Below are 22,962 nucleotides of genomic sequence, written 5' to 3' on the forward strand. Positions count from 1 at the left end.
AGATCCCCCGCTCCGCCTTCCGCACCCCCTCCCACCCCTCGCTCTACGGACACGGGCTGCTCGGCTCCCGCTCCGAGGTCGGCGCCGGCAACGTCAAGGACATGGCCGCCGAACACAACTTCACCTTCTGCGCGACGGACTGGATCGGCATGGCCAAGGAGGACATCCCCGTCGTCCTCGCCGCGCTCGCCGATCCGAACCTCTTCCCGGCCGTCCCCGAACGCAGCGAACAGGGCATGCTGAACGCCCTCTTCCTCGGCCGCGCCCTGATACACACCGAGGGGCTGGGCACCGACCCCGCGTTCCGTACAGCTGAGGGCCGCCCGCTCGTCGACACCCGGCACGGCCTCGCGTACGACGGCAACAGTCAGGGCGGCATCCTGGGCGGCACCCTGGTCGCCGCCTCGCACGACATCCGGCGCGGGGTGCTGGGCGTCACCGCGATGAACTACGGGCTGCTGCTGAACCGGAGTGCCGACTTCGCACCGTTCCAGCAGGTCCTGGACGCCGCCTACCCGGACAAGCTGCGCCAGCAGATCGTCCTCCAGCTGTTCCAGATGGTGTGGGACCGCGGCGAGACGAACGCGTACGCGAACCACCTCACCGACCACCACCAGGTGCTGATGCACATCGCCTACGGGGACCACCAGGTCGCTAACGCGGCGGCCGACGTCGAGGCGCGGACCATCGGTGCCCGCCTGCTGTCCCCCGCGCTCACCGCGGGCCGGAGCCCGGACACCGTCCCGTACTGGGGCATCCGCCGCATCGGATCCGGTCAACTCCCTTACCGGGGATCGGCCATGACCGTCTGGGACAGCGGCACCCCCACGCCTCCGCTCACCAACACCCCGCCCGCCGGAACCGAGTACGGGCACGACCCGCACGAGGATCCCCGCAACTCGCCCGCCGCACGTCAGCAGAAGGCCACCTTCCTGACCGCCGGCCGTGTCATCAATGTCTGCGGCACCACTCCGTGCACCGCCACGCCCACCTCCTGACGCCCCCCGCCCCGCTGGGAACAGCCGGGGAACAGACAAGGAGCACCATGCGTACGCACCGCATCGCCGGAGCCGCCGTCGCGGCCGCCCTCCTCGCCGGAACGGCACTGGCCCCGTCCGCGCTCGCCGCACCGCCCGCCGCCACGGCCACCGCACAGTCCGCGGTCCCGTTCACCTCGGCCGGCGCCGTGCGCGCGGCCGACGGCGGACACACCCTCTCGTGGACCTCACCGGCCGCCTCGGTGGCCGTCACCGCCGTCACCTCCCCCGACGCCACCACCGGCGTCGCGCTCGGCACGGCCCCGGGCACCGGTTCCCTGGCCGTGCCGGCCGGGACGCTCCCGGAGGCCGGGCGCTGGTACTTCCGCCTGGTCCCGGACGGCGGCACCCCACTGGTCGTCGCCGACCGCTCCATGGGGCTGACCTCCGCCCGCAACTTCCGTGACATCGGCGGCTACCGCACCACGGACGGCCACTGGGTGCGCTCCGGCCTGGTCTACCGGTCCAACAAACTGAACAGCCTCACCGACGCCGAGCAGCAGCGGCTGGTCTCCCAGCGCCTCACCCTCGACGTGGACCTGCGCAACGCCCAGGAGCGCCACGACGACCCGGACCGGCTGCCCGCGGGGGTCAGGTACCAGGTGGCCGATGTCGTCTCGCTCAGCCACGGCATCCGGTTCCACGACTCGGCCCTGATGACACTGGCCGAGGCCATCGCCGCCGGTCTCTTCTCCGGATCCTCCGACCTGGGCCAGTCCATCGGCTACCCGTTCATGGTCAACTTCGTGGGCGCCGACTACGCGTTCCGAGACCTGGTCACCGCCGTCGCCACGAACAACTCCGGGGCCACGGTCTTCCACTGCAGCGCCGGCAAGGACCGCACCGGCTGGGGCACCGCCGTCCTGCTCACCCTGCTCGGCGTGGACCGGGCCACGGTCGAGGCGGACTTCCTCGCCAGCAACCAGTACACCGGCGACCCCGAGGCCGTCGAACTGAGCTGGCTGCGCGCGGCGTTCGCCGAGGCCGACCAGATCTACGGCGACTTCGACACCTACGTACGCGAAGGGCTGAAGCTCGACGCGGCGACCGTGGCGACCCTGCGCGCCAAGCTGCTCACCGGCTGACCGGCCCGCCCGGTCAGCACCCCGGGTAGCGGCCCTCCGGCCACGCGGGGGCGTGCGCGAACTCCAGCGACAGGTCGTCGGCCACCTCGGCGATCACGGCCCGTCCCTCGGTGCGCACCAGCCACGACGGCGGAAGGCAGGTGTCGCCGTGGTGCGCGCCGAGCAGGTTGCCGCAGACCGCGCCGGTGGAGTCGCTGTCGCCCGAGTGGTTGACCGAGAGCAGCAGCGACTCGCCGGCCTGGCCGGCCTTCGGCAGGACCAAGGCGCAGTACACGGCGATGGCCAGTGCCTCCTCGGCCACCCAGCCGGCGCCGAGCGACTCCACCTTCTCGGCGCTCGGCGCACCCTGCGCGGCAAGCTCGACGGCACCGCGCAGGGCGGCGGTCGTCTCCTCGTGCCCGCGGTGGCGGGCCAGCAGGTCCATGGCGCGCAGGACGGAGCCCGGCAGGGAGTCGCCCTCCAGCAGATACGCGACGATCGCCGCGAGCGCCCCGGCGGCGTAGGCACCGGTGGGGTGGCCGTGGGTGATCTGCGCGCACCGGGCGGCGAGCTCGAAGCACTGGGCAGGGTGCTGCCCGGTGAGGCCGAAGGGTGCGGAGCGCATGACCGTGCCGCAGCCCTTGGAGTCCCTGTTGACGGGACCCGGCTTCCCGATCGGGCCCCTCGGGTCGGGTGTGTGCCCGGCGGCTAGCCCGGTCAGGCAGGCGTTGCCGGGGGCCCGGCGTGCGTACAGCCAGGGCTGCTGCCTGAGCCATCCGGTCCGGACCATGTCGTCCCCGCCCCCGGGCGGCGGCGCGGGATGGTTCTGGGTGTCCAGCCAGCGCAGATACGCGTGCTTGATGATCGCCGTCTCCGCGCCGCCGATGCCCTTGGACATGGCCCGGGAGTGCGCCCTGATCAGCCCCTCGGCAGTGAAGAGGGTCATCTGCGTGTCGTCCGTGACCCGTCCGACGACCCCGTCCTCGTCCGCGGTGAGGCCGCGTACCCCCTGCTCCCCGTGCGCCCGGCGGATGCCGGTGAGCGACAGGAACTCCACCGGGTTGCCCAGTGCGTCCCCGATCGCCCCGCCCAGCAGACACCCGCGGATCCGGGACCTGCGGGCTGCGGCGTCCCCCCATGCTGTGCCGTTCACGGCCGTCCCCCACTCTCTTGCGTCGGAACGCCGCACACGCGCCGTCGCGGGTCCATGCTGGTAGGAGAGGCGATCGCCATGCGTACCGGTAGTGAACCGACGACTGCCCGCAGTTCCCTGCGGATGCGGCTCTGGCTGAGTCTATGGGGGCTGGCCTGGGCCGTCTTCGGCCTGGCGGCGTTCACCTGGACCGGCAGGCCGGGGTGGGCGGCTGCCTGCGGGGTGCTGCTGGTGCTGGTGCTGGTGGATCTGGCAGTGATCGTCCACCACCTGCACCGGGGCCCGCACTACCAGCCGGGCCGCTCCATCCCGCCGTACGAACCCGATCACGGGGGCCGGGGGCGGTACGGGCATTGAGCTCGGGAGCCGCTCAGGCCTCCGCGTCGAGCCGCTCAGCCCTCCGCGTCGAAGCGGGCGGCTTTCAGGTACTCCGGGTTCGGGTCGAGTGCCGCCGCCAGCCGGAAGTGGCGACCGGCCCGCTCCGGGTGGCCGGAGCGTTCGAAGGTGCGGGCGAGGGCGAAGTGCGCGAACGCGTTGTCCGGCTCCCGTTCGAGGACCAGCTCGAACTCGAGCTCGGCGGGGCGCAGCTGGGCTGCCGCGAAGAAGGCGCGGGCGCGCAGGAGCCGGGCCGCGGTGTTCTCCGGGTGGGAGGCGATCACCGAGTCGAGCAGCTGGACCGCGCCACGGGGGTCGCGCGCCGCGAGCAGTTGCTCGGCCGCGCGGAAGTCGATGACGTGGGTTTCGGGGTTCCTCTCGGGCACGGTCACATCCTTCCCTCGTCCACTGTCAGGTGAACGTCTGCCTCGTCCACTGTCGGGTGAACGTCTGCCTCCGCCGCCGGTTGAACGTCGGCTCCACCGTCAGGTGAACGTCTGCCCGGCCGCCGGTGTTCCGCCCCGGGGGTCATCGGGCCGCCGGTGATTGCGGCCCGGGATCAGCCGACCGCCGGCGTTCCGGCCCGGGCATCCGGCCAACGGCGTTCCGGCCCGGGACATCCGGCCGACGCGTTCCGGCCCGCGATCAGCCGGCCGCCGACCGCCGGGTGAGTTCGGCCCAGACCTCCCGGACCTGTGGTTCCAGGGCCTCGATCGGTCCGTCGTTGTCGATGACCAGGTCGGCCACCGCACGCCGCTGCTCCCGGGTGGCCTGTGCGGCCATCCTGGCGCGCGCCTCCTGCTCCGTCATCCCGCGCAGGCGTACGAGGCGGTCGAGCTGGGTCTCCGGCGCCGCGTCGACCACGATCACCAGGTCGTAGAGCGGGGCGAGGCCGTTCTCGGTGAGCAGCGGCACGTCGTGGACGACGACGGAGTCGGGTCCCGCGGCACGTTCCAGCTCGGCGGAGCGGGCGCCGACCAGCGGGTGGACGATCGCGTTGAGGGCGGCGAGGCGCTCGCCGTCGGAGAAGACGACCGAGCCGAGCTTGGGCCGGTCCAGTGTCCCCTCGGGCGTGAGGATGCCGGTGCCGAACTCCTTGACGACGGCGTCGAGCCCGGGGGTGCCGGGCTCGACTACCTCGCGGGCGATCCGGTCGGCGTCGATGAGGACGGCTCCGTATCCGGCGAGCATCCGGGACACTTCGCTCTTGCCGGCGCCGATACCACCGGTCAGGCCCACTTTCAGCATGGGCGGCAGCCTAGTGCCCGCCGCCCGGCGCTGCTGAAAGAGGCCCGACAAGGGGCCCGGCCGGCGTCAGCTGTCGCCCTCGCGCTCCGCGAGGAACTTCTCGAATTCGAGACCGATCTCATCGGCGGAGGGCAGGTCGACCGGCTCGGCGACCAGGTTGCCGCGGGTCTCAGAACCCGCGACGGCGTCGTACTGATGCTCCAGACCCTCGACCAGCGAGACGAGCTCCTCGTCGCCCTGGCCGATCTGGCGGTCGATCTCCGTCTGGGTGCGGTGCGCCTCGGTGCGCAGGGAGTGGGCGACGGACGGCAGCACGAGTCCGGTCGCGGCCGTGATCGACTCCAGCGCGGTGAGCGCGGCGTCGGGGTAGGCGGAGCGGGCGACGTAGTGCGGCACATGTGCGGCGACACCGAGGACGTCGTGCCCGGCCTCCATCAGCCGGTACTCGACGAGGGCCGCGGCGGAACCGGGCACCTGCGCCTCGTCGAACGGGCTGCGGTGGCCGGGCATGAGGTCGGTGCGGTTGCCGTGCGGTGTGACGCCGACCGGACGGGTGTGCGGAACACCCATCGGGATGCCGTGGAAGGTGACGGCGAGACGGACGCCGAGCCGCTCGACGATCTGCTCGACGGCGGCGGCGAACCGCTCCCACTCCACGTCGGGCTCGGGCCCGGACAGCAGCAGGAAGGGTGCACCGGTGGCGTCCTGGACGACCCGGATGTCCAGCGTCGGGGTCTCGTACGACGACCAGCGGTCACGCTTGAACGTCAGCAGCGGGCGCCGTGCGCGGTAGTCGACGAGGCGGTCGTGGTCGAAACGGGCCACGACCTGATGGGGCAGCGATTCGAGCAGCCCGTCGACGATCTGCTCACCGGTCTCACCCGCGTCGATGTATCCCTCGAAGTGGTAGAGCATGACCAGACCGGCCGACTCCTGGGCGAGCGCCATGTCGACGACAGCCAGGCCCTTCGGCTCCCATTCGTACAAACTCTGCGGATCAGGCACGGTTACCGCTCCTCCTTGTGTTCCTGAAGAAGAACGTCCCGGAGGGCACGGGCATTCCCGCCCGTGCCCCTTCACATGGTGTTTACCCAAGTACCCGCGTGTGCAGTGCCGTGACCGCCTTCCGAGCGGAAGTAAACGCTCCGTGCTGCCAGGCGTCGGCGTAGCTCAGGTAGTCGCCGGCGAAGTAGACCCGCCCCGCCGCCCGGTTGAGCGGTGCGAAGACCGGGGCGTCGGGACCGCCGGACAGGGAGTGCCAGGAGGCCTCCAGGTACGGGGTCTGGCGCCAGTGGTGGGAGAACGAGGTGGCCAGTTCCGTACGGTACTTCTCGCCGTGGATCTTCACGCCCTGCGCGACGGCCCGCGCCTCCCGCTCTCGCGGGGTCAGGGCGGCGTACGCGTCCGCGTTGGAGCCGGTGTTGTAGTACCCGATGATGGTGCCGCGGCGGCCCTGGTGGCCGTAGGACGGGTACCAGATGTGGGCCAGGTCCATGTCCGTCTCGGTGATGCCGCCGTAGATCTGGTGGTCGCTCTCCCACCAGCGGTTCCGGTACTCGAGCCCGATCTTGCCGGCCGAGGACGGCTTGCAGGCCTCGAGCGCGGTCTGGACGGCCGGGCCCAGGTTGTGGGCGGTCTTGGCGAGGATGTTGGGCGGCAGGGCTGCGACGCAGTAGTCCGCCTCGATGCTGCGGGTGCGGCCGGACTGCGTGTAGGTGACGGTGACACCGTGGGCGGTGTCGGTGATCTCCGTGACGGCCGCGCCGGCGCGGATCCTGCGCTCGCCTATCGCGCGGGTGAGCGCGGCGGGTATCCGGTCCATGCCGCCGACCGGCTGGAACATCAGCATCGCCTGGTCGTACTCGAACTCGAAGGCGAAGTAGCGTCCGACGCCGCTGGCGAAGACTTCGGACGCGGAGGGAACGGACCCGAGCTCCTCCCCGGGGGTTCCGGCGGCGGCGGGGTCGACGCGGTAGCCGCGCCGCGGGCTTCCGGTGTAGTCGAGGGTGTCGCCGATGTCGCCGAAGTCCTTGAGGAAGTCGAGCAGCCGCTCCTGGTCGTCGGCGGTGATCTGCCGGTCGAGCGCGCCCTTGTCGGTGGCTTTGGAGAGGAGTTCGGCGACGTAGCCGTACACATCGGCCTTGGCGGTGCGGTAGCGCACCGGGGCTTTCATGCCCGCCTTCTCGTTGTAGAGGTAGGCGTTGGCGTTCACGTTGGTGAACACCTCGATGGGTACGCCGAGTTCGCGGCAGTAGTCGAGGGTGACCATCCACTGCGGTATCCGGCCAGGACCGGCGTTCATGTACTGGCCGTCGGAGAACCGTGCGGTCTGCTTGACGCCGTGGATGTCGGTGGTGGAATCACCGCCGCGTACGGTGAAGTTGCGGCCGCCCGTGCGGCCGCGGGCCTCCAGGACCGTACAGTCGTAGCCCGCCTTGCCGAGCTCGTAGGCGGTGGCGAGGCCGGCGATGCCGCCGCCCACGACTACGACCTTGGCGGCGGCCTTCCCCTTCAGGTGGAAGTCGCCGCTGCTGGGGGCGCGGAAGGCGGGTTCGCGGCTTGCTGCCTGGGCGGTGGGGGCGAGGCCGAGTGCCCCCATGGTGGCGAACATCGCGCCCGCCCCGCCGGAGAGTCCGACGTTGCGGAGGAAGGTGCGGCGGCTCGCGCCCGGTGTCGCGGGCGAGTGGTGCGAAGCATGCGTCATGTCCCGGCTCCCCTTCGGATCTTGAGGTTGCCGGGATCCTGGCAAGGGTGCGTTACGGGCCATCAGCTGTTCGTGTATCCCACACGTTTCCCTGTGTTCACCGTGTCCGGAATCCTTCGAGCAATGGTCCAGACCTTGACACGCCCTCACCCCATCCCTAGCGTCACTGGGCAGCAAGTTCAGACACTCGCCCCACATTCATGTACGAGGACGTCCTGAACCTTTCACGGGAAGGCACCCCCATGCGCACCCGCACCCCTCTCCCCGCCCTGCTGGTCACCGCCCTCGCCACCGGCACGTTCGCCCTCGCCTCGGCCGGTACGGCAGGGGCGGCGACGGTCATCGAGGTGAGCACCGCCGCTCAGCTCAAGTCGGCGCTCACCGCGGCCGGTCCGGGCGACACGATCCACCTCGCGGACGGCACGTACACCGGCAACTTCAAGGCCCTCGTCCCCGGCACGGCCTCCGCGCGCATCACCCTGACGGGGTCGGCGGGGGCGGTGCTCACGGCCGGCGGCGGCTACGGACTGCACCTCAACGGCGCCTCGTACTGGACGGTGAAGGGCATCACCGTCACGGGCGGCCAGAAGGGCATCATGGCCGACGGCGCCAACGGCGTCGTGATCGATTCGGTGACCGTGCACGACCTCGACATGGAGGGCGTCCACTTCCGCAGGTCCAGCAGCGACGGCATCATCCGGAACTCCCGGATCTACGACACCGGGCACGACGGCCGCGGCATGGGTGAGGGCGTCTACGTCGGTACGGCGGGCGACCTCTCCGACCGGAGCGACCGGGTACAGATCCTGGACAACACCATCGGGCCGGGCGTCGGCGGCGAGAACGTCGACATCAAGGAAGGCACCACGGGTGCACGCATCGTCGGGAACATCTTCGACGGCAGCGGGCTGACCGGCGCCAACTACGACGACTCCTGGGTCGACGTGAAGGGCAACGACGTCCTGGTCGAGGGCAATCGCGGCTCCCGGACGACCAACAACGGCTACGAGACGCACACCCAGCAGAGCGGCTGGGGCTGCGGGACCGTCTTCAAGGACAACGTGTCGGACCTGTCCGGCTCGACGGGTGACAAGCGGCTCGCGGTCAACGTCACGAACTACAGCGCGAGCTGCCCCACGACGGTCCGCGCGAGCAACACCGTGACCGGCGGCAACGGCCTGACCAACATCACCGTCACCCCGTAACGGATCACGGAAACGAGTGAGGCCCGCTCCCCGAAGGGAGCGGGCCTCACCGTCATCTACTGCAGCCGATGGCCGGCCGGAAGGTCAGAGCGTCAGCTCTGGCCGCCCGCCAGCTTCTCGCGCAGGGCAGCCAGGGCCTCGTCCGACGCCAGGGCGCCGGAGTTGTCCGCGGACTCCGAGGAGTACGAACCGCCGCCACCGCTGCCGCCCGAGGCAGCCGGAGCGCTGCCGGCCGGGGCGGCAGCGCCCTCGGCAGCAGCGGCCTCGTCGGCCTCGCGGGACTTGATGACCTGGGCCTGGTGCTGCTCGAAGCGCTGCTGCGCCTCGGCGTACTGGGTCTCCCAGACCTCGCGCTGAGCCTCGAAGCCCTCGAGCCAGTCGTTGGTCTCGGGGTCGAAGCCCTCGGGGTAGATGTAGTTGCCCTGGTCGTCGTACGACGCGGCCATGCCGTACAGCGTCGGGTCGAACTCGACCGAGGCCGGGTCGCCACCGAAGGACTCGTTGGCCTGCTTCAGCGAGAGGCTGATGCGACGACGCTCGAGGTCGATGTCGATGACCTTGACGAAGATCTCGTCGTTGACCTGGACGACCTGCTCCGGGATCTCCACGTGGCGCTCGGCCAGCTCGGAGATGTGGACCAGGCCCTCGATGCCCTCGTCGACGCGCACGAACGCACCGAACGGAACGAGCTTGGTGACCTTACCGGGAACAACCTGCCCGATCTGGTGCGTGCGGGCGAACTGCTGCCACGGGTCTTCCTGCGTCGCCTTGAGCGACAGGGACACGCGCTCGCGGTCCATGTCCACGTCGAGAACCTCGACGGTGACTTCCTGGCCGACCTCGACAACCTCGGAGGGGTGGTCGATGTGCTTCCAGGACAGCTCGGAGACGTGCACGAGACCGTCGACGCCACCCAGGTCCACGAAGGCACCGAAGTTGACGATCGAGGAGACGACGCCGGAGCGGACCTGACCCTTCTGGAGGGTCGTGAGGAACGTCTGGCGAACCTCGGACTGGGTCTGCTCGAGCCAGGCACGGCGGGACAGGACCACGTTGTTGCGGTTCTTGTCCAGCTCGATGATCTTGGCCTCGAGCTCCTTGCCCACGTACGGCTGGAGGTCGCGGACGCGGCGCATCTCGACGAGCGACGCCGGGAGGAAGCCACGGAGGCCGATGTCGAGGATGAGACCACCCTTGACGACCTCGATGACGGTACCGGTGACGATGCCGTCTTCTTCCTTGATCTTCTCGATGGTGCCCCAGGCACGCTCGTACTGAGCGCGCTTCTTCGAGAGGATCAGGCGGCCTTCCTTGTCCTCCTTCTGGAGAACCAGGGCCTCGATCTCGTCGCCGACCTTGACGACCTCGTTCGGGTCGACGTCGTGCTTGATCGAGAGCTCGCGGCTCGGGATGACACCTTCGGTCTTGTAACCGATGTCGAGGAGAACCTCGTCGCGGTCAACCTTGACGATGACACCGTCAACGATGTCGCCGTCGTTGAAGTACTTGATCGTCTCGTCGATCGCCGCGAGGAACGCGTCCGCGTCGCCGATGTCGTTGACCGCAACCTGCGGAGTGGTGGCGGTGGTCTCGGTGCTGCTCGTCATGTGGGAAAGGGCTCCGGTACGGACAGTGAGTCGAAGTTACTGCTACGCCGTGAGCCCGTATCGCCTCTGCAGAAGCCGGACAGCCTGGGAAGCGCCGACCCGTGAACCGGGAGGCGCCTCTCGTGAACCGAGGGGACATACATACAGATGCGAGCGCGGCCTGCTAGGTCTGAGGCGCGCAGGCTCGCAGCGCAACTTGTAGCATACGGGGGCAGCAGGGCACGGTCAATGCGCGAAGGCGCACACCAAGGGCGGAACGGCTCATACCCGGCACAACTCAGGTTCACCGAGGCCACATCGGCCCCGTAGATGTGCCGGACACGCGGGTTCCGTGCTCACAGGTCCCCCCTGGTACGTACCGCGCACCACGGGGTGAAGGCAAACTACAGCGACGGACACGATGAGCCAAGAGATCTACGCGGCCGAACCCGAGGCGACACGCCGCACCGCCGGCGAAGCAGAGAGCAGCCGGGCCAGCCGAGGCTGGTGGGACCGCAACGCGGACGAGTACCAGAACGACCACGGCGGCTTCCTCGGCGACGACCGCTTCGTCTGGGGCCCGGAGGGCCTGGACGAGGCCGAGGCCGGCCTGCTGGGTCCCGCGGAATCGCTGAAAGGCCTGGACGTCCTGGAGATCGGCGCGGGCGCCGCACAGTGTTCGCGCTGGCTGGCCGGACAGGGCGCCCGGCCGGTCGCCCTCGACCTCTCCCACCGCCAGCTCCAGCACGCGCTGCGGATCGGCCAGGGCATCCCCCTGGTCGAGGCGGACGCCGGTGTGCTGCCCTTCCGGGACGGCTCCTTCGACCTGGCCTGCTCCGCCTACGGCGCGGTGCCGTTCGTCGCCGACCCCGTCCAGGTGTTCCGCGAGGTCCACCGGGTACTGCGCCCCGGCGGCCGCTGGGTCTTCTCCGTCACGCATCCGGTCCGCTGGGCGTTCCCGGACGAGCCGGGCCCCGAGGGCCTGTCCGTCGCCGCCTCCTACTTCGACCGCACCCCCTACGTCGAGCAGGACGAGCGGGGCGAGGCGGTGTACGTGGAGCACCACCGCACGCTCGGCGACCGGGTGCGGGACGTGGTGGCGGGCGGCTTCCGCCTGGCCGACCTGGTCGAGCCGGAGTGGCCCACGTGGAACAACCAGGAGTGGGGCGGCTGGTCGCCACTGCGCGGCAACCTGATCCCGGGGACCGCGATCTTCGTCTGCGTACGGGACTGAGCGCTGGAACCACGGTTCCGGCCTACGGGCAGGGCTGAGCACCGGGGCCGTGGTTCCGGCGCGCGTGCAGGACCGAGTACTTGGACCGTGGTTCCGGCCCGCGCAGGACCGAGCACCGGAACCACGGTTCCGACCCCCGGGCGGGACCGAGACACCTGCCGGTGCGGAAGGCGGCGCCCCGTCGTACGAGACTGGGGACGTGATCCGTACCGACGCCCTGGACCAGCTGCCCGTCCGCACCGCCGTGCCCGCGCTGCGGCAGGCGCTCGACGACCGCGGGGTCGCGGTGCTGTGCGCACCGCCCGGCACCGGCAAGACGACCCTCGTCCCCCTGGTCCTGGCCGGTCTGACCGGCGACGGTCCGGTGCGCCGGGTCGTGGTCGCCGAGCCGCGGCGCATCGCCGCCCGGGCCGCGGCCCGGCGCATGGCGTGGCTGCTCGGCGAGCGCCCCGGCGAACGGGTCGGCTTCACCGTGCGCGGGGAGCGGGTGGTGGGCCCGGACACCGTGGTCGAGGTCGTGACCACCGGGGTGCTGCTCCAGCGGCTCCAGCGCGACCAGGAACTCGCCGGCGTCGACGCAGTGATCATCGACGAGTGCCACGAGCGCCATCTGGACGCGGACACGGTGGCCGCGTTCCTGCTCGACGTGCGGGAGGCGATCCGCCCCGACCTGCGTCTGGTCGCCGCGTCCGCGACCACCGACGCCGAGGGCTGGGCCCGGCTGCTCGGCGACGCCCCGGTGATCGAGGCACAGGGCGTCTCGCACCCGGTGGAGGTGGTGTGGGCCCCGCCCGTCCGTCCGGTGCGGCCGCCGCACGGGATGCGGGTCGATCCGGCGCTGCTGACCCATGTCGCCTCCGTGGTGCGCCGGGCGCTGGCCGAGCGTGAGGGCGACGTGCTGTGCTTCCTGCCCGGTGTCGGCGAGATCGGCCGGGTGGCTTCGCAGCTGTCCGGGGTGGCCGCGGAGGTACTCCAGGTGCACGGGCGGGCTCCGGCCGCGGTGCAGGACGCGGTGCTGGCGGGTTCGTCCGACGGGCGGCGGGTGGTGCTGGCGACGTCGGTGGCGGAGTCGTCGCTGACCGTTCCGGGGGTGCGGACCGTCGTCGACTCGGGGCTGGCCCGGGAGCCGCGCACCGATCACGCCCGAGGGCTGAGCGCGCTGACGACGGTACGGGCCTCGCAGGCGGCGGGCCGCCAGCGGGCGGGCCGGGCCGGGCGGGAGGCCCCCGGGACGGTCTACCGCTGCTGGGAGCAGGCGGAGGACGGGCGGCTCGCCCGGTTCCCCTCCCCCGAGATCAAGGTGGCCGATCTGGCCGCGTTCGCCCTCCAGGCGGCGTGCTGGGGCGATCCGGACGCGGCGGGACTCGCGCTGCTGGACCCGCCGCCGGCCGGGGCGATGGGCGCGGCCCGCGAGGTGCTGACGGCGGTCGGCGCGGTGGACGCCGACGGGCGGGTGACCGACCGGGGTGTGCGGATGTCCCGCCTCGGACTGCATCCACGGCTGGCCAGGGCGCTGCTGGACGGGGCGGCCGAGGTCGGCGGGCGACGGGCCGCGGAGGTCGTGGCGCTGATCGGCGAGGAGCCGCCGCGCGATTACGGGGACGACCTGGCCGCCGCGTTGCGTACCGCACGACTGGGCAAGGATGGGTACGCCGCCCGCTGGCGGCAGGAAGTGCGGCGGCTGTCCTCCTCCTTCAAGGGCGGCGCGGCCGGCGGGGCCGGTACGGACGACGCTGCCGTGGGTCTGGTGGCCGCCCTGGCCTTCCCCGAGCGGGTGGCGCGGGCCCGGGGCGAGGGGGCGTTCCTGATGGCGTCCGGCACGGGCGCGGAACTACGGGACGGCTCCCGGCTGCGCAGCGCGCCGTGGCTTGCGGTCGCGGTCGCGGACCGTCCCGCGCACGCGGCGTCGGCACAGGTCCGGCTCGCCGCGGTCATCGACGAGGACACGGCCCGTACGGCGGCCGGGCATCTGCGGTTCGCGGGCGAGGAGGTCCGCTGGGACGGCCGGGACGTGGTGGCCCGCCGGGTGGAGCGCCTGGGCGCCGTCGAACTGTCGGCGCGCCCGCTGAAGCGGCCGGATCCCGCGCTGGTGCGGGAGGCCCTGGTGGAGGGGCTGCGGCGCGAGGGCCTCGGGCTGCTGCGCTGGAGCCGTGACGCGGAGCAGTTGCGGGAGCGGCTGGCCTTCCTCCACCGCGAGCTGGGCGGGCCCTGGCCGGAGGTGTCGGACGAGGCGCTGCTCGGCCGTACCGAGCAGTGGCTGGAGCCCGAACTGTCGCGGGCCCGGCGCCGTTCGGACCTGGCCGGGATCGATGCGGGGCAGGCGCTGCGCAGGCTGCTGCCGTGGGCGACCGGGGAGGCGGCCCGGCTGGACGAGCTGGCCCCGGAGCGGATCGAGGTGCCGAGCGGTTCACGGATCAGGGTGGAGTACGGGGGTGCCCAGCCCGTGCTCGCGGTGAAGCTCCAGGAGCTGTTCGGTCTCCAGGAGACCCCGCGGGTGGCGGGTGTACCGGTGCTGGTGCACCTGCTCTCGCCCGCGGGGCGCCCGGCGGCGGTGACGGCGGATCTGGCGTCGTTCTGGCGGGAGGGCTACAAGGCGGTGCGGGCGGAGCTGCGCGGCCGCTACCCCAGGCATCCGTGGCCGGAGGACCCGACGACGGTCGAGGCGACCCGGTTCACGAAGGCGCGGCTCAGGCGGGAGTAGGAGCGGGTTCCGGTTCCTTCCGCCTGACCGTCTCCGCCTCGCCCGGCCGCCGCGAGCGGGCCTCCAGCCACAGCGACAGGGCCAGCAGCCCGGCACCCAGGACGAGGAAGCCCCAGGGCAGGTACGAGGTCAGCAGCAGGACGAGCAGCCGCTGGGACTTGACCAGGTCGACGATCGAGACGATGTAGTCCTCGCGCATCTTCACGTGCCCGGCGAACACGGTGACGGTGTCCTCGGACATGCCCAACGCCTTCGCGTTCCGCAGCTCCTCCTTGTGGATCTCCTCGCCGTTCACCGGCGCCCCGGTGACGGGGTCGACCCAGAACATCCGCTTGGTGGTGTACCAGCGGGTGATGCCGGTCTCGGCGATCTGCTCCGGGGTGATGGCGATCGGCATGGTCTTCGGCATCGGGACCTTGGTCCACGGGACGGTCTGCTCGAAGTAGTAGACCTCCATGCCGCGGAAGTTCTGCGTGCCCTTGTAGTGGATGGGCGAGCTGGTGCGGGTCTGGGCGTCGAAGTACTCGTAGTCGCGCTTCTCGGTGAGGAAGGGCCACTTGAACTCGATGCCCTCGCGGCTCACCGCGTCGCCGTCGACCGATTCGCCCGTGGCGTGGACCGGGTCCTGGCTGTGCGCGTCGAAGATGTAGCGCTCGGGGATCTTGGAGACCATCTTGCCGTCGGGTCCCTGCACATAGGACAGGGCGTCCCACACGACGACGTCGCGGCCTGCGCTGCGCTCGATCTTCTCGGACTCCTCCACGTTGCCCTTGAGGGTCTGCACGATGGTGATCTTGTCGACCTTCTCGGCCTTGAGCGTGCTGTAGTTGAGGAGGGTCGCGGGCTTCGCCTCCAGCACGGTCTCCTGGTACTGGTTCGGCGGGATCTTCGCGAGCCGCGGGAAGGCGTACCAGCGCAACAGCGGTGACAGCGCGGCGAAGAAGACGGCGAAGGCCAGGAGTACGAGGCTGGCTCGGCGGCGCATGGGGTGTCCTCCCTCTGCATTCCGTGGTGCGGACGGCTAGTTCTTCGGACCCGGGACCGTGGTCAGCAGGGGTTTGGGCGAGGTCTCGCCGGGCGGTGCGCCGATCGCACTGATGGTGAGTACGAGGGCGAGGGCTGCGGCCAGTCCGATGGCTGCGGCAATGAGGGCGCGCATGCTCGGCCTCCCGGGAGCTCAGAACTGATGGGTCGTCAGGGCTGGGGCACCGTAGCAACCGGGACGCGAGATGAGAACACGTAGAACAGCCCCTTGGCCGGGTGCCGGCCAAGGGGCTGTTCCGGGGCGTGATGGGCCCGGGCGTGCGCGGGTCAGGCGGCGGGGGCCTCGACCGTGAGCTCGATGACGACGGTGGCGCCGCCCTCGGTGGTCAGGCGCAGCTTGTACGTGCCCGCGGCGCCGTCGGCGTAGATCTTCGGCAGGGTGAGCGTGCCTTCGGCGTCCGTGGTGAACGCGAAGGTGCGGACCGGGTTCCCGTCGTCGTCCGTGAAGTACGGGCCCTTGTCGTTCTCGACCGGCTTCTCGTCGTCGGTGATCATGGTGGCGGTGACGGCGACGCGGTCGGCGGCAGCGCCCTTGTACGTGGCCTTGGCCGTGACGTCGGCGAACGTCTGGCCCGCCACGGCGGTCAGCTCCGCGGTGCCCGTCCTGGCGATGGCGTCGGCCTGCCGCGCGGTGACGGTCGCCGTGTACGTGACGGCGGGCAGCGAGGTGCCGGCGGCCGTCGCGCGGACGGTGAACGCACCCGTCTTCTCGCCCGCCTTCAGCACCGGTGCGGTGGCCGTGCCGTCGGTCCCGGTGGCCACGCTGACGGTCTTCTTCCCGCCGTCGAACGCGGCGTCCGTGTCACCGGCGACGGTGAAGGTCACGGACACCTTGGCGAGCGGCTTGCCGAAGTTGCTCTTCGCCAGGACCTTGATCCGCTCGGCGAAGGCGTCGCCCGCCGTGGCCGACAGCTCGCCGGTGCCCGCGTTCTGCACGGTGGCCAGGGCCGGGGTCGGCGTGGGCTCGGGGGTCGGGGTCGGCGTCGTGGGCGTGCCCGGCCCTCCCGGGTCCGAGGGCGTCGGGCTCGGCTTCGACGGCGGCTTGGGCGTCGGGGTGGGCGACGGCGAACCGGAAGGCGAGGACGACGGGGAGGAGGACGGTGAGGAGGACGGGCTGCTGCCATGGGTGCCGGAGCCGGTGCCCGGGTGCGTTCCGGTACTGGACTCGACCGGCAGGACGCCGGTGCCGTCCGGCACCTCGTGCGTGCCGCGGTTGTAGTACTCGAACCAGGTACGGACGGTACGCAGGTACTCGTCGGAGTGGTTGTAGCTCAGGACCGCCCGGTCCAGGTCGGCGGCGAGCGCCAGATCGCGCGAGCCGGCGCAGAGGTAACGCCCGGCGGCCAGCGCCGCGTCGTAGATGTTGTTGGGGTCCTTGCGGCCGTCGGCGTTGCCGTCCTGACCCCAGGTCGCCCAGGTGGACGGGATGAACTGCATCGGGCCGACCGCCCGGTCGTGCGTGGAGTCCCCGTCGTAGGCACCGTTGTCGGTGTCCTTGATCAGGGCGAAGCCCTGGCCGTTGAGGGCCGGGCCGAGGATCGGGGAGAGCGTGGTGCCCTGCGCGTCGACACGGCCGCCGCGGGCCTGGCCCGACTCGACCTTGCCGATCGCGGCGAGCAGCTGCCACGGCAGCCGGCAGGCGGCGTCCGTACCCGCGACGGTCTGCTGGGCCTTCTTGTACGCCGCCAGGATCGACGCCGGTATGCCCGATTCGGCACTGCCCGTCACGGGCAGATTGACGGAGGTGCCAGGCTTGTTGGGCGTATTCAGCGGCGGCAGATCGGTGAAGTAGGGCGAGTTGCCGGACGCGGCACCGTCACCCGAGGGCGTCGAACCCGCCGCACCGGCGGCCGGCTGGTCCCCGTCGGACGCCACCAGGGGCGAACCGGGGGCCTGCGAGGCGGAAAGCGCTGCCACAGCGGCAGCGGCCACGGCAGCCGTGGTCGCCCCTCTGCGCAGTCGGCGACCGAATTGCGCTGCCATAACGTCTGGGCCCTCCCCCTCGTCGGCTGTCCGCGCTCCCCTGCGCCTGGACTCAGGCGACCCTACGGCAACTTGTGGCGCCCGAACACAGCGGCCCGGCCGCTTCTTACCGGTTTCTCACGTTCGGGTCCGCAAGTTGTCCAGTCGGTGAAAAGCCCGTGCCGGCTGCTCGCGCATACTTCCCCCATGCCGTTCACGCTCAGCCACGCCGCAGCCGTCCTCCCCGGGATCCGCCGCAACGGAACAGGTCGCGGACCGCTCCTGACCTCGGCACTCGTCGCCGGTTCCTTCGCCCCCGACATGACGTACTACGCGGACACGGCGATCCCGGGCGCCATGGAGTTCGGGCAGGTCACCCACGCGTGGTGGGGTGTTCTCACGGTGGACGTCCTGATCACCGCGGCGACCGTGGCGCTGTGGCTGCTGCTGCGCGAACCCCTCGTGGCGCTGCTGCCCACTCCCTGGCAGGGACGCGTGCACACCTGGGTCCGCGGGGCCCGGCGCCCGTCCGGACGAGGGCCGCGGGGCCTGCGGGACGGTGCGTGGTTCGTCGTGTCGGCCGTCGTCGGAGCCGCCACCCATGTCGTCTGGGACGCCTTCACCCACCACGACCGGTGGGGCGTGCGGCTGGTACCCGCGCTCGGGCAGGACGCGGGCGGCTACCCGGTCTTCCAGCTGGTGCAGTACGGCAGTTCGGCCCTGGCCCTGACGGTCCTGGCGTGGTTCACCGTGTCGGGGCTGCGCCGGACCGGGGCCCGCCCGGCGCCGGCATCCGTACCCGTCCTGGACCACCGGGCACGGGCGTGGGCAGCGGCGTTCGTTGGATTGTGCGTACTGCTGGGCATCGTGCACCGCTGCGCGCGCTGGTACGCGTACTTCGGGCACGTCGACACACCGCTCGACATCATTCCGACCGCCTGCTTCGGCGCGGGCGCCGGGCTCGCCGTCGGGCTCGTGCTGTACGGCGTGTGGATGCGGCTGAGGGTCCGGGCCACCGGCCCCCCGGTGCACCCTGTCGCCGGCCCGGCCCGGGACACGAGCCGGACCGGCGACTGAGAGCGCCCCGCCCCGGGGCGGCCCGCGTCAGTGTGCGGCGGACTCCCAGTCGGTGCCGACGCCGACCGACACGTCCAGCGGCGCCCGCAGTCGCACCGCCGTCGCCATCTCGTGGCGCAGGATCTTCTCCACCTGCTCGCGCTCTCCCCCGGCGATCTCCAGCACGATTTCGTCATGGACCTGGAGCAGCATCCGTGACGTCAGCTTCGCCTCGGTCAGCGCCCGGTCCACGTGGAGCATGGCGACCTTGACGATGTCCGCGGCCGTGCCCTGGATCGGTGCGTTGAGTGCCATCCGCTCGGCCGTCTCGCGGCGCTGGCGGTTGTCGCTGTTGAGGTCCGGCAGGTAGCGGCGGCGGCCGAAGACCGTCTCCGTGTACCCGGTGGCCCTGGCCTCCTCCACCACCCGGTGCAGGTAGTCCCGGACTCCGCCGAACCGCTCGAAGTAGGTGTCCATCAGGCCCCGGGCCTCGCCCGCCTCGATGTTCAGCTGCTGGGAGAGACCGAACGCGGACAGCCCGTACGCCAGCCCGTAACTCATGGCCTTGATCTTGCGGCGCATCTCCGGGTCGACCGCGGACTTGTCGACGCCGAAGACCTGCGAGGCGACCGTCGTGTGAAGGTCCTCACCGGACGTGAACGCCTCGATCAGGCCCGCGTCCTCGGAGAGGTGGGCCATCACGCGCAGCTCGATCTGGCTGTAGTCCGCCGTCATCAGCGTCTCGAAGCCCTCGCCGACGACGAAGCCGCGACGGATGGCCCGGCCCTCGTCCGTCCGGACGGGGATGTTCTGCAGATTGGGATCCGTGGAGGACAGCCGGCCGGTCGCCGCCACGGTCTGGTTGAACGTGGTGTGAATACGGCCGTCCGCCGCGATCGTCTTCACCAGGCCCTCGACCGTCACCCGCAGCTTCGCCTGCTCGCGGTGGCGCAGCATGATGACCGGCAGCTCGTGCTCGGTCTGCGCGGCCAGCCACGCCAGCGCGTCCGCGTCCGTCGTGAATCCGGTCTTCGTCTTCTTCGTCTTCGGCAGACCCAGCTCACCGAAGAGGACCTCCTGGAGCTGCTTGGGCGAACCGAGGTTGAACTCACGGCCCACCGCCGCGTGCGCCTCCTTCACCGCCTGCTGCACGGCGCCCGCGAACTGCTGCTCCATGCCCTCCAGATGGGCCCGGTCCGCCGCGATGCCGTGCCGCTCCAGACGGGCCAGCAGGATCGACGTCGGCAGCTCCATGTCATGAAGCAGCTCGGCCGCACCGACCTCCTTCAGCCGCGCCGTGAACGCGTCACCGAGGTCGAGGACCGCACGGGCCTGCGTCATCAGCGCGTCCGCCTCGGCCTGGTCGTCCGCACCGAACGCCAGCTGGCCGTCGGACGACGCCGCCGGAGCGAGCTCACGGCCCAGGTACTCCACCGCCAGCGCGTCCAGCGCGAACGAGCGACGGCCCGGCTTGACCAGGTACGCGGCGAGCGCCGTGTCCATCGAGACGCCCTCGGTCCGCCAGCCGTGCTCCGGGAAGACCCGCATCACGCTCTTCGCGTTGTGCATGACCTTCGGCCGGTCCGCGTCCGCGATCCACGCCGCGAACGCCTGCTCGTCGGCCACGTCGAGCAGCGCCGGGTCGAACCAGGCCGCCGCCCCGCCCGCCGCGGCGAGCGCGATCTCCGTGACCGTGCCACTGCCGAGCGCCCAGGTGTCGACCGTGGCGACACCGAGCGGCTGCGCGCCGTGCTCGGCCAGCCACGGAGCGAGCTCGCCCGCACCCAGCACCGAACCGTCCAGCTCGACGCCCGCGGCCGGTGCCGGAGCCTCGTCCTCGGCCTTGCCCGGGTCCACCGCCAGCAGCCGCTCACGCAGGCTCGGGTTACGGATCTCCAGCACATCGAGCACCCCGGTGACCGCCGTGCGGTCGTACGGAGCACGCTCCAGATCGGACGGGGTCTTCGGCAGCTCCACATCACGGACCATCTCGGTCAGCCGCCGGTTCAGCCGCACCGCGTCCAGGTGGTCGCGGAAATTCTGCCCGGCCTTCCCCTTGACCTCCTCGGCCCGCGCCACCAGCTCGTCGAACGAACCGAACTGGTTGATCCACTTCGCGGCCGTCTTCTCACCCACCCCCGGAATACCCGGAAGGTTGTCCGACGGGTCACCGCGCAGCGCCGCGAAGTCCGGGTACTGCTGCGGGGTGAGCCCGTACTTCTCCTCGACCTTCTCCGGGGTGAACCGCGTCAGCTCCGACACACCCTTGGTCGGGTACAGCACCGTCACGTTGTCCGTGATCAGCTGGAAGGAGTCCCGGTCACCGGTGACGATCAGCACCTCGAACCCGGCCGCCTCCGCCTGCGTGGCCAGCGTCGCGATGACATCGTCCGCCTCGAAGCCGTCGACCGCGAAACGGTCCGCGTGCATCGCGTCCAGCAGCTCACCGATCAGCTCGACCTGACCCTTGAACTCGTCCGGCGTCTTCGAACGGTTCGCCTTGTACTCGGGGAACTCCTGCGAGCGCCACGTCTTGCGCGACACGTCGAACGCCACCGCGAAATGCGTCGGCGCCTCGTCACGCAACGTGTTCGCGAGCATCGACGCGAAGCCGTACACCGCGTTCGTCGGCTGCCCCGCCCCCGTCGTGAAATTCTCCGCAGGCAGCGCAAAGAACGCCCGGTACGCCAGGGAGTGCCCGTCCATCAGGAGCAGGCGCGGTCGGTTGTCTGCCGTCTTCTTCGATGCCGTCTCAGCCACACCCCGATCCTGCCACGTACCACTGACAATCCGGACCGGCCACCGCCCACCACCACCGGGCGGCCACTCACCGGGCGGCCCGCCCGCACCGCGTGCCAGGATCGAAGGAGAAGGAAACACGCACCGCGGACCACGCAGGCCCGCAGCAGGCCCGAAGGGGAGCACGATGGCCACCAAGCCGCCCGCAGGAGACCCCGTCCAGGACGCACCCCGGGTCGAACCGGCCCCGCACGCCGCCGCCGGGCTTCCCGCCGTCGCCCACAGCCTGCGCATCGCCCAGCAGCAGATGGGCGTCCGCCGCACCGCGCAGACCCTCCTCAAGGTCAACCAGAAGGACGGCTTCGACTGCCCCGGCTGCGCCTGGCCCGAAGGCGACAAGCGGCACACCGCCGAATTCTGCGAGAACGGCGCCAAAGCCGTCGCCGAGGAAGCCACCCTGCGCCGCGTCACCCCGGACTTCTTCGCCGCGCACCCCCTCGCCGACCTCGCCACCCGCAGCGGCTACTGGCTCGGCCAGCAGGGACGCGTCACGCAACCTATGTATCTGGCCGAGGGCGCGGACCGGTACGAGGCCGTGACCTGGGAACGCGCCTTCGCCGTCATCGCCGAGGAACTCGGCGCACTCGCCTCCCCCGACGAAGCGCTCTTCTACACCTCCGGACGCACCAGCAACGAGGCCGCGTTCCTGCTCCAGCTGTTCGCCCGCGAATTCGGCACCAACAACCTGCCCGACTGCTCCAACATGTGCCACGAGTCCTCCGGCTCGGCACTCACCGAGACGATCGGCGTCGGCAAGGGATCCGTCTCCCTGGAAGACCTCCACCACGCCGACCTGATCATCGTCGCCGGACAGAACCCCGGCACCAACCACCCCCGGATGCTCTCCGCCCTGGAGAAGGCCAAGTCCGCCGGAGCGAAGATCATTTCGGTGAACCCGCTCCCCGAGGCCGGACTCGAACGCTTCAAGAACCCGCAGACCCCGCTCGGCATGATCAAGGGCGCGGCCCTCAACGACCTCTTCCTCCAGATCCGCATCGGCGGCGACCAGGCCCTCTTCCGGCTCCTCAACAAGATGATCCTCGCGACCGAGGGCGCCGTCGACGAGACCTTCGTGGCCGCACACACCCACGGCTACGAGGAGTTCGCCGCCGCGGCCGCGGAAGCCGACTGGGAACAGACCCTCGCCGCGACCGGCCTGGAACGCTCCGCCATCGAAGAGGCCCTCGCCATGGTCCTCGCGTCCAAGCGCACCATCGTGTGCTGGGCCATGGGCCTCACCCAGCACAAACACTCCGTGCCGACCATCCGCGAAGTCGTCAACTTCCTCCTGCTGCGCGGCAACATCGGCCGGCCCGGCGCCGGAGTCTGCCCCGTACGAGGCCACTCCAACGTCCAGGGCGACCGCACCATGGGCATCTTCGAGCGCCCCTCGACCGCGTTCCTCGACGCCCTCGACAAAGAATTCTCCATCACCTCACCGCGCCACCACGGCTACGACGTCGTCCGCTCCATCCGCGCCCTGCGCGACGGCGACGCCAAGGTCTTCTTCGCCATGGGCGGCAACTTCGTCTCCGCCTCCCCCGACACCCACGTCACCGAGGCCGCGATGCGCACCGCACGCCTCACCGTCCACGTCTCCACCAAGCTCAACCGCTCCCACACCGTCACCGGCACCCGCGCCCTGATCCTGCCCACCCTCGGCCGCACCGACAAGGACGTCCAGGCCGGCGGCAAGCAGTTCGTCACCGTCGAGGACTCCATGAGCATGGTGCACGCCTCCCGCGGCAACCTCACCCCCGCGAGCCCCCACCTGCTCTCCGAACCCGCCATCAT

At 71.1% G+C, this 22,962-nt stretch carries 17 protein-coding genes and 1 pseudogene; 8 read left to right on the plus strand and 10 right to left on the minus strand.

The annotated features are described in order from the left end of the window. Both JGS39_RS17100 and JGS39_RS17105 read left to right on the plus strand, forming a co-directional pair. A pseudogene (locus tag JGS39_RS17100) lies at positions 1-998 on the plus strand (hypothetical protein); the annotation flags it as partial. 47 nt (positions 999-1,045) lie between these two features. Further along, on the plus strand, positions 1,046-2,122 hold the full coding sequence (locus JGS39_RS17105; protein WP_219569993.1) for a tyrosine-protein phosphatase: 1,077 nt from the start codon (positions 1,046-1,048) through the stop codon (positions 2,120-2,122). A gap of 13 nt (positions 2,123-2,135) precedes the next feature. Here the strand turns inward: JGS39_RS17105 and JGS39_RS17110 are convergent, their stop codons facing one another. Then, positions 2,136-3,254, minus strand: coding sequence for an ADP-ribosylglycohydrolase family protein (locus tag JGS39_RS17110; RefSeq protein ID WP_219569994.1), 1,119 nt, complete (start codon positions 3,252-3,254; stop codon positions 2,136-2,138). Positions 3,255-3,332: 78 nt separating this feature from the next. On the opposite strand from JGS39_RS17110, the gene JGS39_RS17115 reads away from it, so the two are divergent. After that, positions 3,333-3,611, plus strand: coding sequence for a DUF6343 family protein (locus tag JGS39_RS17115; protein ID WP_308120482.1), 279 nt, complete (start codon positions 3,333-3,335; stop codon positions 3,609-3,611). Between the two features lie 35 nt (positions 3,612-3,646). On the opposite strand, the gene JGS39_RS17120 is transcribed toward JGS39_RS17115, so the two are convergent. The 4 genes from JGS39_RS17120 to JGS39_RS17135 form a co-directional block, all read right to left on the minus strand. Beyond that, complete coding sequence (locus JGS39_RS17120; RefSeq protein WP_219569996.1) at positions 3,647-4,015, minus strand: tetratricopeptide repeat protein; 369 nt, start codon at positions 4,013-4,015, stop codon at positions 3,647-3,649. A gap of 259 nt (positions 4,016-4,274) precedes the next feature. Beyond that, the gene (gene coaE / locus JGS39_RS17125) at positions 4,275-4,877 is read right to left on the minus strand and encodes a dephospho-CoA kinase (RefSeq protein ID WP_219569997.1); all 603 of its coding nucleotides are present in this window, start codon (positions 4,875-4,877) and stop codon (positions 4,275-4,277) included. A gap of 66 nt (positions 4,878-4,943) precedes the next feature. Next, positions 4,944-5,882 carry a PAC2 family protein gene (locus tag JGS39_RS17130; RefSeq protein ID WP_219569998.1) on the minus strand — a complete coding sequence of 313 codons (939 nt, stop codon included), beginning with the start codon at positions 5,880-5,882 and terminating at the stop codon, positions 4,944-4,946. Positions 5,883-5,964: 82 nt separating this feature from the next. Further along, entirely contained in the window at positions 5,965-7,488 is a 1,524-nt protein-coding gene (locus tag JGS39_RS17135) for a flavin monoamine oxidase family protein (protein WP_219570007.1), read from the minus strand. A 335-nt stretch (positions 7,489-7,823) separates the two neighbouring features. Here JGS39_RS17135 and JGS39_RS17140 point away from each other — a divergent pair, with 335 nt between their 5' ends. Beyond that, positions 7,824-8,786 carry a right-handed parallel beta-helix repeat-containing protein gene (locus JGS39_RS17140; protein ID WP_219569999.1) on the plus strand — a complete coding sequence of 321 codons (963 nt, stop codon included), beginning with the start codon at positions 7,824-7,826 and terminating at the stop codon, positions 8,784-8,786. 92 nt (positions 8,787-8,878) lie between these two features. Here JGS39_RS17140 and rpsA read toward each other — a convergent pair whose 3' ends face one another. Further along, positions 8,879-10,393 (minus strand): 30S ribosomal protein S1, encoded by a 1,515-nt coding sequence (rpsA, locus tag JGS39_RS17145; protein ID WP_136330605.1) that lies wholly within the window; start codon positions 10,391-10,393, stop codon positions 8,879-8,881. A gap of 400 nt (positions 10,394-10,793) precedes the next feature. On the opposite strand from rpsA, the gene JGS39_RS17150 reads away from it, so the two are divergent. Together JGS39_RS17150 and hrpB are read left to right on the plus strand one after the other, a co-directional pair. After that, entirely contained in the window at positions 10,794-11,606 is an 813-nt protein-coding gene (locus tag JGS39_RS17150) for a class I SAM-dependent methyltransferase (RefSeq protein WP_219570000.1), read from the plus strand. 199 nt (positions 11,607-11,805) lie between these two features. Continuing rightward, positions 11,806-14,307: an ATP-dependent helicase HrpB gene (gene hrpB, locus JGS39_RS17155; protein ID WP_219570001.1), complete on the plus strand. Its 2,502-nt coding sequence runs from the start codon at positions 11,806-11,808 to the stop codon at positions 14,305-14,307. Here hrpB and pgfA read toward each other — a convergent pair. The 3 genes from pgfA to JGS39_RS17170 form a co-directional block, all read right to left on the minus strand. Beyond that, on the minus strand, positions 14,294-15,292 hold the full coding sequence (pgfA, locus tag JGS39_RS17160; RefSeq protein ID WP_219570002.1) for a cell envelope lipid trafficking protein PgfA: 999 nt from the start codon (positions 15,290-15,292) through the stop codon (positions 14,294-14,296). The two genes, hrpB and pgfA, sit on opposite strands and share 14 nt — an antisense overlap. Positions 15,293-15,328: 36 nt before the next feature. Then, the gene (locus tag JGS39_RS17165) at positions 15,329-15,466 is read right to left on the minus strand and encodes an SPW_0924 family protein (protein WP_148015833.1); all 138 of its coding nucleotides are present in this window, start codon (positions 15,464-15,466) and stop codon (positions 15,329-15,331) included. 152 nt (positions 15,467-15,618) lie between these two features. Continuing rightward, the gene (locus JGS39_RS17170) at positions 15,619-17,334 is read right to left on the minus strand and encodes a lytic transglycosylase domain-containing protein (protein WP_219570003.1); all 1,716 of its coding nucleotides are present in this window, start codon (positions 17,332-17,334) and stop codon (positions 15,619-15,621) included. A 186-nt stretch (positions 17,335-17,520) separates the two neighbouring features. On the opposite strand from JGS39_RS17170, the gene JGS39_RS17175 reads away from it, so the two are divergent. After that, entirely contained in the window at positions 17,521-18,390 is an 870-nt protein-coding gene (locus tag JGS39_RS17175) for a DUF4184 family protein (protein ID WP_219570004.1), read from the plus strand. Between the two features lie 27 nt (positions 18,391-18,417). On the opposite strand, the gene polA is transcribed toward JGS39_RS17175, so the two are convergent. Next, the gene (gene polA, locus JGS39_RS17180) at positions 18,418-21,129 is read right to left on the minus strand and encodes a DNA polymerase I (RefSeq protein WP_219570005.1); all 2,712 of its coding nucleotides are present in this window, start codon (positions 21,127-21,129) and stop codon (positions 18,418-18,420) included. Positions 21,130-21,295: 166 nt separating this feature from the next. Between polA and JGS39_RS17185 the strand changes: the two genes are divergently transcribed. Further along, a partial coding sequence (locus JGS39_RS17185) for an FdhF/YdeP family oxidoreductase (protein ID WP_219570006.1) occupies positions 21,296-22,962 on the plus strand: 1,667 nt, incomplete at its 3' end.

This window comes from Streptomyces poriferorum (genome assembly GCF_019399235.1).
Classification (GTDB): Bacteria; Actinomycetota; Actinomycetes; order Streptomycetales; family Streptomycetaceae; genus Streptomyces; species Streptomyces poriferorum.

Bases quoted from the DNA above. Each gene is read 5' to 3' on its own strand.
- JGS39_RS17105 (WP_219569993.1), top strand. From the start codon at position 1,046: ATGCGTACGCACCGCATCGCCGGAGCCGCCGTCGCGGCCGCCCTCCTC.
- JGS39_RS17115 (WP_308120482.1), top strand. From the start codon at position 3,333: ATGCGTACCGGTAGTGAACCGACGACTGCCCGCAGTTCCCTGCGGATG.
- coaE (WP_219569997.1), bottom strand. From the start codon at position 4,877: ATGCTGAAAGTGGGCCTGACCGGTGGTATCGGCGCCGGCAAGAGCGAA.
- JGS39_RS17135 (WP_219570007.1), bottom strand. From the start codon at position 7,488: ATGTTCGCCACCATGGGGGCACTCGGCCTCGCCCCCACCGCCCAGGCA.
- JGS39_RS17140 (WP_219569999.1), top strand. From the start codon at position 7,824: ATGCGCACCCGCACCCCTCTCCCCGCCCTGCTGGTCACCGCCCTCGCC.
- rpsA (WP_136330605.1), bottom strand. From the start codon at position 10,393: ATGACGAGCAGCACCGAGACCACCGCCACCACTCCGCAGGTTGCGGTC.
- JGS39_RS17150 (WP_219570000.1), top strand. From the start codon at position 10,794: ATGAGCCAAGAGATCTACGCGGCCGAACCCGAGGCGACACGCCGCACC.
- pgfA (WP_219570002.1), bottom strand. From the start codon at position 15,292: ATGCGCCGCCGAGCCAGCCTCGTACTCCTGGCCTTCGCCGTCTTCTTC.
- JGS39_RS17165 (WP_148015833.1), bottom strand. From the start codon at position 15,466: ATGCGCGCCCTCATTGCCGCAGCCATCGGACTGGCCGCAGCCCTCGCC.
- JGS39_RS17170 (WP_219570003.1), bottom strand. From the start codon at position 17,334: ATGGCAGCGCAATTCGGTCGCCGACTGCGCAGAGGGGCGACCACGGCT.
- JGS39_RS17175 (WP_219570004.1), top strand. From the start codon at position 17,521: ATGCCGTTCACGCTCAGCCACGCCGCAGCCGTCCTCCCCGGGATCCGC.